This window comes from Bacillus sp. OK048 (genome assembly GCF_900103525.1).
Taxonomy (GTDB): Bacteria; Bacillota; Bacilli; order Bacillales; family Cytobacillaceae; genus Neobacillus.
Genome location: NZ_FNHN01000007.1, coordinates 36,236 through 51,509, shown reverse-complemented (window position 1 = coordinate 51,509; position 15,274 = coordinate 36,236). Strand labels below are relative to the sequence as shown.

Here is a 15,274-nt window from a genome sequence, read left to right as displayed (position 1 = left end):
GCCATCACGCCCTTTCTTTTAATTATTCACAATCGTGTTGTATTTCCTTAGCGTAATCAAATAGTAAACCAAATAGATTGCCACATAAATAGCGATGGTACTTAGAAACGGCAGCAGCATATTCATCTGTGAAAACCTTGCCAGTGCTGTGATTAAGAATGAACTATTGGGTATGGCAATCACCAAGGGAAGGAAAAAGACAGGCAATAATTGCTTGGCAATGGTTACTTGAATTTGCTTTCTACTCATTCCAATCTTTTTTAGTATATGATAACGTCCCTGATCAGCGGTTGCTTCTGTTAGCTGTTTATAATGCAGCATGCTACCTGTGGCCAGCAAAAAGACAATCCCTAAAAAAGAACCGATGAAAATAAGCAGACCGTATGTTTGGACACCTTTCTGAAACTCCAGTACGAAGGAGGAAAACATGATTGAATCATCATCATCATCAACTTTGACATCTTTTAGAACGACTTCTTGAATCTCCTTTATTAATTTTTCCAATGATTTTTCGTTTTTCAATTTATATATTTGCATTTCTTTTACAACGGCATGCTCTTTGAGTTCCTGATACTTTGTATCATTGATTACCACTGGAAAAACATAATAGCTTTGGTTTAACACCAGCTTCTTTTCATATGTCTGAACGGTAAGCTTTTCGTGTTCCATAATCGTAATGGTTTTCCCTGTATAAGGGTCCGTATTTTGATTAATATTCCCATCATTAAATACAATTGCTTTATCTTTTCCAATGTCCTCATTATGGTAATTTCCCATTTTTTCAGCCAATCGTTGATATTCCTTGTTCGATAGAAGAATGACCGGAAACCGATCTGGCCACCTTCCTGTTTCAGAAAGATCTCCTTCAACCTGTAAATACTCTACTCGATCCGAAAAAACAATCTGGTGTTCTCCACTTTCCTTAATTAACTTGGCGACTTGTACATCCTTTTCGTTATTTTGCGAGGTATACATAAGACTTAATGGATTATTAGCCGATGCAATTGTCGTTAAATTATGATGTAAGCTGAAAATAGCCCCGAGAGCAAAAAGGGTAACCGTGCTTAATAAAGCAATAGTGAATAAGATGAGAATATTTCCTTTCATTCGAAACCGTAGGTGCGAAACGCTGATTAAATTTGTCCCTTTAAAATAAACCCTTTTGGCTTTTACCATTCTTTCTAAAAGAGAAGTAAATGCGGACCGGATAAATAGAAAAGATCCAATTACAATCATTAGCAGAGAAAATAAGACAGCAGAGAAACCATATTCCTTATAGATATCGGAATGACTAGGTTGCAACAGAATGTAATATCCTATTCCAAACGCTACTAGTGATCCTAGAGTGGCTACCTTTGAGACCTTCAGCTGTTTTTCCCCATGTTTGTCAGCTTTTAGCAGATCCAATAACGTATAACGGTAAATCATCCGATAATTATAAAATGAAGTAACGCCAATAATCGCAATAAAAACGGCTAACGTTTGAATGACCGCTTCAGAAGATAGTGCAAGATTTGCAATTAGTGAGAATCCCATTAGTTTTATTAATAACATTGAAAATAGTTTAGACAAAAGGGCACCAATCGAGATTCCAATCCCGAGTGCAACCAATCCCATAATCAGATTTTCATAGAATAGGAGCCTTGCAATCTGTTTCTTCCTCATCCCAAATAAAGAGTATAAAGCGACCTCCTTTTTTCGTTTTTTTATAAAAAAATGATTCGAATACCATATAAATATGGTTGAAAATAGCAACAGCAAAACAGATGCTGCCATAAACGCTGGCTGTACTTTCCCAAGGGCTGTCGCTGATTGGATAATCTGGTTGTTATACTGGAGCGAAACAAATGTAAAGTAAATAACGATGCTGAATACCATCGGATAAAAATACAGTAAATAATGTTTTGTATTCATCTTTATATTCTTTTTTGCTAGACTAAATAACGTCATGATGCCCACCTCCTCCAAGGGTGGCGAGGATATCAATAATTTGTTCAAAAAATCGCTTTCGGCTGCGGTCTCCCTTCCTTATTTCAGAAAAAATCGACCCATCTTTGATAAATAAGATACGACTGCTAAAGCTGGCTGCATAAGCATCATGAGTAACCATTAAAATCGTAGCTTTTTGTTGTTCATTTAATTCAGCAAGTATTCCAAGCAGCATAAAAGCAGATTTCGAGTCTAACGCACCAGTTGGTTCATCCGCAAATATGAGGCTTGGATTTGTAATAATCGCTCTTGCTGTTGCCGTTCTTTGCTGCTCCCCTCCTGAAATGTTATATGGATAGGCATGTAAGATACCCTCAATTCCAAGTGCCTTCGATACTTTTTTTATTCTATTTTCAATTTCTTGATACGAAACATTTGCTAAGGAGAGAGGGAGGATAATATTTTCCTTTACAGTTAGTGTTTCAATTAAATTGTAATCCTGAAAAATAAAACCTAACTTGTCTCTTCTAAAATCCGCTAAATCTTCTTCTTTTAATTTGAAGATGTTTTGCCGATCGATTTTAATTTCTCCTGTAGTCGGTACATCAATGGTTGATAACACATTCAAAAGCGTCGATTTCCCTGCACCTGATGGACCCATAATTCCAACAAATTCTCCTTTATTCACTTGCAGTTCAATATCATTTACTGCTGTATGAATGTTCCCCTTCGATCCAAATACTTTTTTTATGTTTACAGCTTCCAAAACGATTTCCTTATTCATTTCATCATCCCTCGGCTTATTTTATATATCTAACTATAAAAGATATTGAGGGGTGCAACCATAATTTATCCTTACAAATGTATCGCCAATCCTTACAATTCTGTAACCTATTAATCATTGGGACACGAAGATAGCAACAAAGAGATAAGCATTCCAATTATTTCATGGACTTTATAAGAGAAGGCATTTATACTATTCAAAAAAAACTAGATGCCTCCATATATGGCATCTAGTTTTTTTATGTTATCCCTTTTCAACTTCCTTTTTCAAAAAGGGTTTTCCAGTTTCCTATTCAGTAAAGTACGGGAGATGACAGGCACTGATTTGCAGGTCCTACTCCACCCCATAATAGCTGCAGACAACTTGTCCGACTGATTTGGCTGCAACAAGAAGACACTCTTCATCAATATCGAATTTCGGATGATGATTGAAATAGGCATTCTCAATCCCTTTTGGTTTACAGCCAATGTAAAAGAAACAACCAGGGATTTTTTCAAGATAGTAAGCAAAATCTTCTGAACCAGAGAGCATCGGATATTCTCCAACCTCTTTAATGTCTGGATCACTCATGTTTTTTAGACTTGTGACAACGTTTGCTGTTACTTCCGGATCATTATAGAGCGGCGGATAATCGGCCGTATACTCCAGCTTGCATTGTACTCCAAATTCCGCTTCAATCCCTTTTACAATACGATTGACTTCTTTTGCGATGAGCTGCTGCGTTTCAACCGTCATGTAGCGAACGTCTCCTTCAAGCTCTACACGATCTTTAATCACATTGAATGTTCCTTTACCATCGAATGAGCCGATTGTAATCACGCCCATCTCAAAAGGATTAATCCGGCGACTGATCACTGTTTGTACCGCTGTTACAAAATGAGCAGCAGCAACAATTGCATCATTGGCCAAATGCGGAGAAGAACCATGCCCGCCTGTACCTTGGACGATTAATTTAAAAAATGACCTGCCCGCCAACGAATATCCGCTGCGATAGCCGACAAAACCTGCTGGATGAGTAGGGAAAATATGAATACCATATATATTGTCTACATCCGCTAGCACACCAGATTCAACAATACTTTTCGCCCCTCCAGGAGGAGCTTCCTCCGCATGTTGATGAATAATTTTAATCGTTCCTGCAATTGAATCCTTCAATTGGATCAGACAATCGGCTAGAACAAGTAAATAAGCAGTATGGGCATCATGGCCGCAGGCATGCATCACACCTTCATTTTTCGATTTAAATGGTACATCTGTTTCTTCCAAAATTGGCAGTGCATCGAAATCCGCGCGAAGAGCAATCGTTTTTCCAGCGTTTCCGCCTTTTATCGTTACGATCATCCCGTTTCCGTTTCCTGCATTTCTATGTATTTCAACATCTTTTCCTTTGTAAAAATCAGCAATATATTGAGCTGTTTTTTCCTCTTTAAATGAAAGCTCCGGGTTCTCATGTAAATAACGGCGAATTTGAATCATTTCATCTTTGCGGGCCTCTAACATTTCCATTAATTGTTTCTTCATTAAAATCCCTCACCTAAATTTTATTTTTTGAGATAGAAAAATAAGCTGATAATAAATAGTAATTTTTTTTATAAAACCTCATTTACTTATGGTACTGTTCACCTTGCCATTACTGGCAAACGCAATATTATAATGAGCATAAAAGCACAAAGAACACAGTAATTACTAAATAATCATTTCACTCAAATAGAGAGTTAGCCTCGCTTTTAATTCTTGCTATACTATCCTTTTCATCAAAGTTATACTTCATTGAGAATTCCATGGACTCGATACGTCATAGATTCTCTCATTATTTTGCCCGGAATAAGGCTGATTTACTATTTCTGCTTTGGTAATCACTTGTGTGATTTATCCTCCAAAAAGTGGTTGCAGCACTTCTGGTGGTAATCCCTCAAATTGACTGGCAAATGAACCTTTGGATGTTATCGCTAATGATACTTTAAAGAAAAGGGCTTTAAGATTGGTGATACGCTGAAGATAGAAGGATCATTAGAAAACATGAAAATTGTCGGGTTTGTTAAAAATGAAACATATAATCATTACCCATGACGAACGAATGCTGGAATACTGCGATCAAGTGTATCGAATGGAAGATGGCAGACTTAAACATGATGATTCTAACAGTCATGAAACAATGCCTGCTCCCAATGATGCAAATCTTTAACGCATTGGGGTCAGACACTGTTTTTTCAAAAACCATTAATGGCAGTTGTAACTGATTACCGCTTTCATAGAAACCCATTTTCAAAACCCTTTAAAATAGGTAGCTCTGACTTGTCATAAAACTGCCTTCATTTAATTAAAATGTATACTAAGAATAAAAAAACAGTAGGGGTCTTCAGTATCATGAAAATATGGGGGTTGATTTACTTGAGTACTTTTTATCCCGAAAAACTATCTGTGCAATACGTGGAAGGTGTTTCTTCTACGGAACCATTAATGCCCAGGCGTTACACACTCACTCATTCTGATATAACTGGAGAACTATATTTAAACATCGGAATGAATTATGCTTGGGGAAAAATTAACCCTATGAGGGATGAAGTTTTAGGCGAGTGGAAATGTCATGGGGATTTTTTGTATTTTTATGTTTATTTACACATAGATCAAGGAGAATATACCCCATCTGTCTCAGCAAAACGCAATGAAATATTTAGACGTGAATTACCACTTGCATTAACTGCTATAAGATACGGCGATCAATTTTTTTTCAACACATATCCTTATTTAGTTCAAGCTCCCATCACCATTAACTTTTTGTCCGCTTATCCCCAGTTTGCAAGGAGAGAAAATTGGCAATGGTAGTACCAGCATCAATACAGCTCTCATTCAATACTCTTAGATTTGATCAATACCTTTGGATCAGAATATATACAAAGGCATTTACAATTACTAAAGGAAGCCAGCCTATCCATAAGGAGAGGCATTTGGCTAAAAACCTCATTTACCTATAGTACTGTTCAGAGAAATTAATGTTAAAAAAACGCCTCTATTTATGGTAAGGTTCTCCCCGATTAATCCGATACGCTCGATAAATCTGCTCGACAAGTATCAGCTTCATCAATTGATGGGGAAAGGTCATTTTTGAAAAAGAAAGCTGCTCGTTTGAACGTTTCAACACTTCCTCACTTAACCCTAATGACCCGCCGATTATAAAAGCAATCTTGCTTTTTCCGTAGGTAGCCAATTTGTCTAACGTATCCGCAAGCTCTTCAGATGGTTGCATCTTCCCGTTAATCGCAAGTGCAAACACATATGTATCCTGGCTAATCTTAGCCAATATTCGTTCTCCCTCTTTTTGTTTTACTTGAAGCATTTCCATTTCACTAAGTTCTTCCGGTGCCTTTTCATCCGCCACCTCAATAACTTCTACTTTTGCATACGAATTCAATCGCTTGAGATATTCATCGATTCCCATTTTTAAATATTTTTCTTTTAATTTGCCAACCGTGACAATTGAGATATTCACAATCCACAACCCCTATTTTTTATTTTACAAACATGTTATCCACAAAAGTTATCCACATGTCCACAATTTTTATCCACATCTTGTATGGAATCATTTGTTCGCCACAATATATACAGTTATATTTTGATACTATTCACGACCTGTTGATAAGTTATCCCCAATGAACCTCGATAAAAAGCAGAAAGGCAATTAACACCTTTCTGCTTTCTTTTATGATCGATCTTCTTCGGCTAATGTGATGGTCGTGGTTTGCAGCTTTCCATCACGATAAAATTTAATTTCCATTTGATCACCGATTTTGGTTTCTTGGTAGAGATGCTTTCTCAAATCAATGACGTCATGTATTTTTTTGCCATCCAACTCAACAATTACATCAAGCTCTCTTAAGCCACCTTGTGCTGCAGGCGAATTTGAGACGACTTGACGAAGAGCTACTCCATAATTGACATTCCTAGGTAATTTTAATGCTTCTTCTTGATAATAACCAGGGATTTCAGCCACTGATTTTAAATCGACTCCCATATAAGGACGTTTTACTACACCAAATTTCTCAAGATCATTAATAATTGGTCGTGCATAGTTAATGGGAATCGATAAACCAATCCCTTCCACGGCATTTTGGGCAATTTTCATCGAGTTGATACCGATAAGCTGCCCAGCAATATTGATTAATGCTCCGCCGCTGTTTCCGGGATTAATGGCAGCATCTGTTTGCAGAACTTCCGCCTGCCAATCCATAATGCCATCTTGATTGATATCCACTGGAATCGTACGATTAATCCCAGAAATAATTCCTTGGGTAACAGAACCTGAGAAAGTAGCTCCTAGTGGATTTCCAATTGCCATTACAGGTTCACCCATTTTTAACGCCTCTGAATCACCAAACTCAGCAACTTTTTTTACCTTGTCAGCATCAATTTCAAGGACAGCCAAATCTGTCCAAATATCCCCGCCTAGCAATTTAGCAGGTATCTTGGTGCCATCATTCAAGGTAACTTCTAAATGGGTAGCACCTTCAACCACATGCTGGTTGGTCACAACATATGCCTTATTCCCTGTCCTTTTATAAATAACACCTGACCCTGTTCCAGCAGGACCCTGATTGTCACCAGACTCATTGTACCAAAAGTTAGATGTCTGGATATTATTAATACCAACTACCGCATCTGCAGCCTTATCAATCGCCTTCGTTGTATCTGTTTGCACATCAAAGGATACCTGTTGCTGAATAAAATTACTGTTATTATTCGCTCCACCAGCAGGTTGATTTTGATTTGGCTGAACATTGTAGGGGAGGAATCCCTGGTTAGATAATGCTGGAATAGAAATAACTACTAACATGGCTCCAATTATCGCACCGACAATACTTGCAAAAAAATAACCTCCTCTGCTTCTACTCTTCTTTTGGTAACGCTCTTGTGAATGATCATCATAGTAACCCATTTTCACCACGTCTCCCTTTCGTAAGCAACTAATTTATATTTTGGCTTATTGTTACAATTATACTCTGTCTAACGTCATTTTATAAAAAAAAGGGTGTTTTAAATTTGTCTGTTGATTTGCGCTCCAGTCACTTCGCTTTCCGCAGGCGTTGCGGCGAGCCTCCTCGGCGCAAGCGCCTGTGGGGTCTCACCTGCTCCGTACTCCTGCAGGAGTCTTCGTGCCTTCCGCGAAAATCAACAGGTGCATATATCAACATTTAGCTATAACACAGCATAAAAAAAACAAAGATACCCATGAAGTATCCTTGTTCTTCGTTACACCGCTGTTAATATCGTTGGTACCTTCGGGTCTGTATCGTAGAGGTCAAATTGCTCGCCGACAATTAACCCTTGGCTCTCAAGTGTTTGTGCTACTGACATTCTTGCTAAGTCTTTCATATTGTTGTCGAGACTTAAATGGGCTAGATACACCCTCTTTGTATTGTCTCCGATGACTTCGCTCATTGCAATCGCTGCATCCTCATTCGATACATGGCCAAGATCGCTTAAAATTCTTCGTTTAATACTCCAAGGATACCTTCCCATTCTTAGCATTTGCACATCATGATTGGACTCAAAAATAAAGGCATCTGCATTGGAAATGATTCCTTTCATTCGGTCACTAACATAGCCTGTATCAGTGATTAAGACTAATTTCTTACCGGAATGATGGAAAACATAAAACATCGGTTCTGCTGCATCATGTGACACACCAAATGATTCAATATCTGTAGAGCCGAAGCTTTTCACCGATTCTGTACTGAAAATCATCTTTTGCTCTAGTGGAATATCACCAACCAGCCGATCCATTGCCTGCCACGTTTTTTCATTAGCAAAAACAGGCAATTTATATTTACGTGCCAAAACACCAATCCCTTTTATATGGTCGCTGTGTTCATGGGTCACAAAAATTCCTGATAATTTACTAATATCACGATCTATATGTTGAAAAAAAGCCTCCATTTGCTTGCCACTAAATCCGGCATCTACCAGAAAGGAGTGTTCGTCTGACTCTACATAAAGCGAATTCCCCGTACTTCCGCTCGCTAAAATGCTATACCGTAATGACATTTACTTTCACTCCATATCCCTAGTTTCATCGCTGTTAAATTGAATAATCTGTCCTTCTAGTGCATTGACATAAAGGCTCTCTTTATCATCCACTACAAAACGCCAAGTAGGCGCTAAAGCCTGCGAGGCTGCAAGCTGAATCAATGTTGAATAGCCTAGCTCCACTTTTGTAATTTTACTTTTTGACTTTAAGACACCCTTTTGGTGCAAGGTCTCTAGTGCCTTTAACGGCAGGAGGATTTCCTCTCCATCGGTCATTTTTTCAATGCCCTCCAAAAAGGTTTGTTCATAGGAAACAATTTGATTGGTATCATCGATTTGAAATGTAATCATCCCGCTCAGGTTTTCATATAACGTCATATTCTCATAATGCTGAAGGTAAATAATCGTATTCTTTTTATCATTTTTTTTCCAAAACTGATATTGGTCCCCGTACAAAACATTATCCTTAATAAATGGAGAAAGTTCTGCAGCCTCAAACTTTGTATTTAAAGTGATTGGCTTTTCAAGTTTCACCTGTAATGATGTGGCTGGTTCTTTCAGAATTACGATTTGCCCCTTGAGTTTGGCTATATCATCCTTTGTAAACAGTTTTGGTTTTGCACTAAGATATTGGGCCTTGATCGGCGCTTTTGGCAGCTCTTTATAGCTAATTTCGTCAGCCTCAAGCTTTTCTACAATGGAGGTCTCAGTAATAATTTCATATTTATTAGCGTCTCGAATCTTCATAAATTGAAATAATAGATAGACATCTAAAATCAAAAACGTTATGATAAAAATCGTTTTTATTTTACTCCAATCCATGTAAAGCCCCCCCTAGATCTTCCTTCGTAATTTGTCCCCATACCTGGTTATATTGATAAAACCAAGCAGGTTCTAGGAGGATAAGTTTGTTTACATCGTCAGCCCTTGTCATCCGATATCCTAAAACAAGTTGTTCTAGTAATTCCGGTTTAAAACTCCTTCGGCTTTTAAGGAATTGCAATACCTCTGTTCCTGATGGAAGTGTTACTTTTACCATCTCTGTCGTTAACGGAAGCTCTAAGGCTATATTTGGTCTAACATATTTCGTAATTTCATTTCTGCCCCATACTTCTTGAATTTCAGACAATCCACTTCCATTAAAAACCGGATACCCTTCGGTACTATACAAACGGAATTTAACGGATTTCCTCTTTTCATCCTTTGCAACATACCGATAGGGGTCTGTCCACCCTCCATGGCCATTGATAAAGTCAATGCTTCTCATTAATAAATCATAAGCATTCTCATCATACTTGGAATCTGCATTGGGATTAATATAATGCAGCATATTCGTATTGGAATCGACCGTCATTTTACTAGAAACGTCACTGTATTCTTCAACCTGTGAGATCGTTCCTCTCTGAACGAAACTTGGGTCACTAAACAACGCTTCTTTAAACGCCTCCGAATTAAGAACGACTGGCAAGTATTTATATTCCATCATTTCCACGTTTCCATCAGGGATAAAGACAGTCCGCTGCTCTGAAGCATCAAAGGCAAAGTACGGTTGATACTGCATGGCATTTTTAAAAAAATTTCGATTAAACTCGTTTAATAAACCGGGTGATATATGGCTCATGTACACCCTTTGATAATCGGAAGAAATAAAGTAAACAATCCCATTTCCCTTTTCAGAATTCTCAACATTGATAACTATCCGATTAAAATTAAAAGCAGGAATTCTCTTTTCTTCGAATTTTAATACGCCTCTGTAAATTTCAATGGGAATATCCGCAGGAAATATGATCTCTGCATTACCGTTTCCATGTACCAATGCTTTAATGTCCTCGATATTATCGGAAAGATTTTCAACGTCATAGAAGGACCATTTCCTTATTTCATTCATCATTTTATCAATCTCGACTGCATTCGTTGTACCACGGTGCTGACCATTATGATGAAAGAGCACTAAATCAGGAGTAATAATCTTGTGGAGCTCCCGCTTTTCCTTCAATGTAACCTCGGCAACATAATCATTGTTTTCCATCAGGTCAAAGTTAGGCTGGTAGGTCCAAAGATTCCAGGTCAAAATTATGCTTACCATGATTAGTACTATTAAAATCACTGATTTACTATTTTCGTACCTCATGACCATTCATCCTCTTCAGATTGCTCGTATGGGAGTGAAAAGGAAATTACGGTTCCCTTGCCCTCTTCACTTTCAGCCCAAATTATGCCGCCATGAACATTTACCATTTCCTTTGCAATCGCCAAGCCTAATCCTGTTCCACCCAATTTTCTCGTTCTCGCTTTATCGACACGATAGAAACGGTCAAAGACCTTTCCAATATTCTCTTTTGGAATCCCTACGCCTTCGTCAGAAACACTGACGACAATTCGTTTCTCTTCCTCTTTTATCGAAAAAGTAACCTGACCGCCCTCTGGGGAATACTTTAGTGCATTCGAAATAATATTGTAAAGCACCTGGGTCAGCTTATCTTCATCAATTTCTACAAAAATCGCGTGGTCAGGAAGCTTCCTTTTAAAGCCCACATTTTGATCCTTCGCCATTTCAAACCGATCAATAATTCGGTCATAGAAATCAACAAAGTTTACCCATTCTTTATTAAGTCGATAATCAGTGCTATCTAATTTAGAGAGTTGGAGGAGATCATTGACTAATCGGATCATTCTTTCCGTTTCAGTCCGTGTTACTTCTAAGAAATTAGGAGCAATTTCTTCATCCTTCCATGCTCCATCTGCCAGTGCCTCTAAGTAGCTTCTCATTGTCGTGAGCGGCGTTCTAAGTTCATGTGATACATTGGCAACAAACTCTCTTCTTTCTGCCTCTATTTTTTCCTGGTCTGTTATATCATGGAGGACAGCAATCAATCCATTGACAAATCCAGTCTCCTTTTGAATAACAGAAAAGTTAGCACGCAGGATATATCGTTCCTTTTTTGTACTATAATCTAGAATCAATGACTCCTTTTCCTCTAATAAATCTTCAAAGGTATTGGTGTCGGTTAACCCTAATAAAGAAACAATCGGCTGCGAGAGAACTGTTTCACGTGAAACATTCAGCATCTCAGCTGCTGGTTCATTGATTAACATGACTCTGCCTTTTCGGTCTGTTGCAATCACACCGTCGGTCATATACGATAGCACCGAAGATAGCTTTCTTCTTTCGCCCTCAGTCATAGCCTGGGCTTCCTGGATTTTTTTTGTTAAATTGTTAAAGGTTTGTGCTAAGGTTCCAATTTCATCCTGACCATATACTCTTACTTTTCGAGAAAAGTTTCCCTTAGCCATGGCCATTGCTTGTCTTTTCATATCGGTAATCGGTCTGGTAATCGTTTGTGCTAGAAGGATTCCTAAAATGGCGGTAATCGCTAAAGCAATACCTGTTCCCGTCGCAAATATACCGTTGATGGTTTTCATTTGCGTAAAGACATTCTCTATCTTTGCTTCCAAATAGATAGCACCAATGATTTGACTGCCTGATTGAATGGGCGTTGACAGCACCCAAATTCGATGACCGCTTTTTCGGTCAATTTTAATAATGCTTTGATCCTCCGCTAAATTAATCGATTGAGTAATCTTAAGCTCCGTAGTCCTTTGCCCAACGACTCCTTGATATTGGCTAGAAGTTCCTAGGATTTTACGAGTTTTCCCGTCTACTACTTTCACTTCAAAGATATCAGCAGATTCAAAATCCCGAAGTATTTTCCTAATTTCATCTTCGAGTTTTGGATCCTCAGGTGTTCTTTTCTTTTCCATCTCTTCAACGACATTATAAGCAAGTAAATTAACACGTTCTTTGATGGCGGTTTGAAAATTCGTTCTTAAGGTCTCTTCAAGCTGCTTAACAAAATAGACACCAATAACCTGCATCGCAATTAAAATAAGCAGTACATAGATGATGACGAACTTTACCTGGATCGATCGAAAAAAACTAACCTTTTTCATGAATCGCCTTACTCCTGATCCGGGTTACGTAAATAGTAACCCACCCCTCTACGAGTGACGATCCATGTAGGATGGCTTGGATTATCTTCAATTTTCTCACGTAAACGGCGGACGGTTACATCAACTGTTCGAACATCTCCGAAGTAATCATAGCCCCAAACCGTTTGCAGCAGGTGTTCCCTTGTCATTACCTGACCGATATGTTTCGCCAAATAGTAAAGCAGTTCAAATTCACGGTGCGTTAATTCGATCGTTTCACCGCGTTTTGAAACAACATAGGCATTCGGATGTACTGTCAGTGAGCCAACCTCAATCTCGTTTGTCTCCACTTCCTCATCCGTCTGGGAGATGACAACTTGGTGACGACGTAAGTTTGCCTTTACTCTCGCAATTAATTCCCTTGTGCTAAAGGGCTTGGTTACATAATCATCCGCACCAAGCTCAAGTCCTAAAACCTTATCTATTTCAGAATCCTTGGCAGTCAGCATAATAATCGGCATATCGTATTTCTTGCGGACTTCACGACAAACTTCCATTCCATCTTTTAACGGAAGCATAATATCTAAAAGGATTAAGTCTGGCTGTATTTCTTCCACCATCGTGATGGCTTCATTTCCATCATAAGCACTGTAAACATCGTAACCCTCTTTTTTTAAGTTAAACTGCAATATATCCGCAATCGGTTTTTCATCATCCACTACCAGAATTTTCTTTTCCATACCCATTGCTCCTTTGATTTAAAATCTATTGTTATAAAATAAATGTCATTTCTACACTAGTTTACTTTACCATGGTTTCACCGTGAATTCATCTATTAGTAGTATTTGACACTTAAAAGAGCCCCTAGTACTAGCTAGAGGCTCTGGTGTTACTTTTAAATTATTTTAAATAGCCAAGCGGGTTTTGTAGAGCTCCATCTTTATAAACTTCAAAGTGTAAATGTACACCAGTAGAGTTTCCTGTTGAACCCATAACACCAATGGCTGAACCTTGAGACACAGATTGACCTACACTAACATCAATGGATGAAAGGTGGGCATACACTGTACGAATTCCATTTTGGTGGTCAATAATTATTTTGTTACCATAGCCGCCATCCCAGCCAGCTGATACTACTTTACCATTATCAGCTGCCTTTATCGTAAGGTTGCTTGGTCTTGCGATATCTATTCCTTTATGACTTTTTCCCCATCTTTGCCCTTGCTGACTGGAAACATAGCCGCCGGATGTTGGCCATGCAAGGTTGCCGCTGCCACGTGATGGAATGATCTTTGTTCCTTTTACAACAATATGATTAACAGGTTGTGCAATTACAACCTCACTAGTTACTTCACTGCTGATCGTTGTTCCATTTTGTGTCGAAATTTGATAGTTAACAGAACGTTCGCCATTTTTTCCTTCTTGCTTCACTTTTGTTTCACCTTTTGGCATTGACTCATCGTTAACTGTTTCATTCGCATACGGAATAGCTTCTTTTTGATTCACTTCTTTATTAACAATGACTTCAAGATATGGTTTTGATGCCGTAACATTGACCTCTTGGCCAATATTTACAACAGTGTCTTCTGTCAGTTCAGGATTTAATGCAAGAAAATCGATTAATTTTAATCCATGATTATTCGCAATCGTTCCAAGGACGTCGCCTTCTTGGACAATATATTTCTTTTCTTCTGTTGTACCATTTTGTAAAAGCGTTACCGCTTCTTCTGCAGACATAATTTTATCTGGAGTAACTTTTTTTGTATCAAATGAAACATCCTTCGATACGGTAACGTCTAATATACGAGTTTCATTTTCAGCAAGTGGTGGCAACTCAGTTTCAGGTGCTGCCTTTCTAGCTTCCACCTCATTTAGTTGTTCTTGCGTTACATAGGTAAGTTTGAGTTGATTGATAACATCTTCAGCAGTTTCTTTGTTTTTCAAGAAAACTACTGGCTGCCCATCAATAATAATGGAAGAAGCTTCTGCTTGAAGCTGAATGGCACTCTCAAGTTTTTTTACCGTTTCATTATTATTCGCTGTTGAATGAAAAACCTGTTCTTTTATGTACTCAATATCAGAGCCAAATTTTAGATCCAAATCCGCCATAGATTCTTTAAACTTGTCTTCCTTTTCTTCGACAATTTTCTTGACTATTTCTTTATCGGAAACAGTCCCTATATATTGTTGGTTATGGTATACGTGATAAACCGTTGTTAATTTAAACGAACCAGCAGCACTTGCAGACATGGTGCTAAATAATAGTGCTGAAGCCGTAAACGCCGTCATAATGACTGTTTTCAAAGATTGTTTTTTCTCTAATTTACTTGATTTATTTCCTTTATTAAAAAATAACATTGGAATCCTCCTAAATTACGGAAACAACTCTCTTAATCTAGTGCTTTTTAACCACAAAAGAAATTTCCCTCTTTTTCCACTCTATAACTTTAACATATTTCAAATAAAAATAATGATTAGTCTTGATAATGTAACAAAATTGTATAATAAGCGACATTTTATGCAATAAATGGGCATCCGAAGTAGTAATTTTATCCCACTTTCCACTATGCTATTATCCCTATATCAATAAAAGAAAGCTGTTACACC

At 38.0% G+C, this 15,274-nt stretch carries 13 protein-coding genes; 2 read left to right on the top strand and 11 right to left on the bottom strand.

Annotation, left to right across the window (positions count from 1 at the left end):
• Nucleotides 1-18 precede the first annotated feature (18 nt).
• From BLR86_RS13885 to BLR86_RS13875, 3 genes are all read right to left on the bottom strand, one after another.
• On the bottom strand, nt 19-1,950 hold the full coding sequence (locus tag BLR86_RS13885; RefSeq protein ID WP_090762408.1) for an FtsX-like permease family protein: 1,932 nt from the start codon (nt 1,948-1,950) through the stop codon (nt 19-21).
• The gene (locus tag BLR86_RS13880) at nt 1,937-2,713 is read right to left on the bottom strand and encodes an ABC transporter ATP-binding protein (protein ID WP_090762406.1); all 777 of its coding nucleotides are present in this window, start codon (nt 2,711-2,713) and stop codon (nt 1,937-1,939) included. Before BLR86_RS13880 ends, BLR86_RS13885 begins: the two co-directional genes overlap by 14 nt.
• 333 nt (nt 2,714-3,046) lie before the next feature.
• Nucleotides 3,047-4,234, bottom strand: a complete 1,188-nt coding sequence (locus BLR86_RS13875) for an amidohydrolase (RefSeq protein ID WP_090762404.1) — start codon at nt 4,232-4,234, stop codon at nt 3,047-3,049.
• A gap of 523 nt (nt 4,235-4,757) precedes the next feature.
• On the opposite strand from BLR86_RS13875, the gene BLR86_RS26105 reads away from it, so the two are divergent.
• Together BLR86_RS26105 and BLR86_RS13870 are read left to right on the top strand one after the other, a co-directional pair.
• The gene (locus BLR86_RS26105; RefSeq protein ID WP_175492896.1) at nt 4,758-4,898 is read left to right on the top strand and encodes a hypothetical protein; all 141 of its coding nucleotides are present in this window, start codon (nt 4,758-4,760) and stop codon (nt 4,896-4,898) included.
• 206 nt (nt 4,899-5,104) lie between these two features.
• Complete coding sequence (locus tag BLR86_RS13870) at nt 5,105-5,539, top strand: staygreen family protein (RefSeq protein ID WP_090762917.1); 435 nt, start codon at nt 5,105-5,107, stop codon at nt 5,537-5,539.
• Between the two features lie 184 nt (nt 5,540-5,723).
• Here BLR86_RS13870 and rlmH read toward each other — a convergent pair whose 3' ends face one another.
• The 8 genes from rlmH to BLR86_RS13830 form a co-directional block, all read right to left on the bottom strand.
• Nucleotides 5,724-6,203 carry a 23S rRNA (pseudouridine(1915)-N(3))-methyltransferase RlmH gene (gene rlmH / locus BLR86_RS13865; protein ID WP_090762402.1) on the bottom strand — a complete coding sequence of 160 codons (480 nt, stop codon included), beginning with the start codon at nt 6,201-6,203 and terminating at the stop codon, nt 5,724-5,726.
• Nucleotides 6,204-6,413: 210 nt separating this feature from the next.
• Nucleotides 6,414-7,646 (bottom strand): S1C family serine protease, encoded by a 1,233-nt coding sequence (locus BLR86_RS13860; protein WP_090762400.1) that lies wholly within the window; start codon nt 7,644-7,646, stop codon nt 6,414-6,416.
• A 314-nt stretch (nt 7,647-7,960) separates the two neighbouring features.
• The gene (locus tag BLR86_RS13855; RefSeq protein WP_090762398.1) at nt 7,961-8,755 is read right to left on the bottom strand and encodes an MBL fold metallo-hydrolase; all 795 of its coding nucleotides are present in this window, start codon (nt 8,753-8,755) and stop codon (nt 7,961-7,963) included.
• 6 nt (nt 8,756-8,761) lie between these two features.
• Nucleotides 8,762-9,559 carry a two-component system regulatory protein YycI gene (locus tag BLR86_RS13850; protein WP_090762396.1) on the bottom strand — a complete coding sequence of 266 codons (798 nt, stop codon included), beginning with the start codon at nt 9,557-9,559 and terminating at the stop codon, nt 8,762-8,764.
• Nucleotides 9,546-10,868 carry a YycH family regulatory protein gene (gene yycH / locus BLR86_RS13845; RefSeq protein ID WP_090762394.1) on the bottom strand — a complete coding sequence of 441 codons (1,323 nt, stop codon included), beginning with the start codon at nt 10,866-10,868 and terminating at the stop codon, nt 9,546-9,548. Before yycH ends, BLR86_RS13850 begins: the two co-directional genes overlap by 14 nt.
• Nucleotides 10,865-12,688, bottom strand: a complete 1,824-nt coding sequence (walK, locus tag BLR86_RS13840) for a cell wall metabolism sensor histidine kinase WalK (RefSeq protein ID WP_090762392.1) — start codon at nt 12,686-12,688, stop codon at nt 10,865-10,867. The genes yycH and walK overlap by 4 nt, the downstream gene beginning before the upstream one ends.
• An 8-nt stretch (nt 12,689-12,696) precedes the next feature.
• Entirely contained in the window at nt 12,697-13,407 is a 711-nt protein-coding gene (yycF, locus tag BLR86_RS13835) for a response regulator YycF (RefSeq protein ID WP_090762390.1), read from the bottom strand.
• Nucleotides 13,408-13,567: 160 nt separating this feature from the next.
• On the bottom strand, nt 13,568-15,025 hold the full coding sequence (locus BLR86_RS13830) for a peptidoglycan DD-metalloendopeptidase family protein (protein WP_090762388.1): 1,458 nt from the start codon (nt 15,023-15,025) through the stop codon (nt 13,568-13,570).
• Nucleotides 15,026-15,274: the final 249 nt, after the last annotated feature.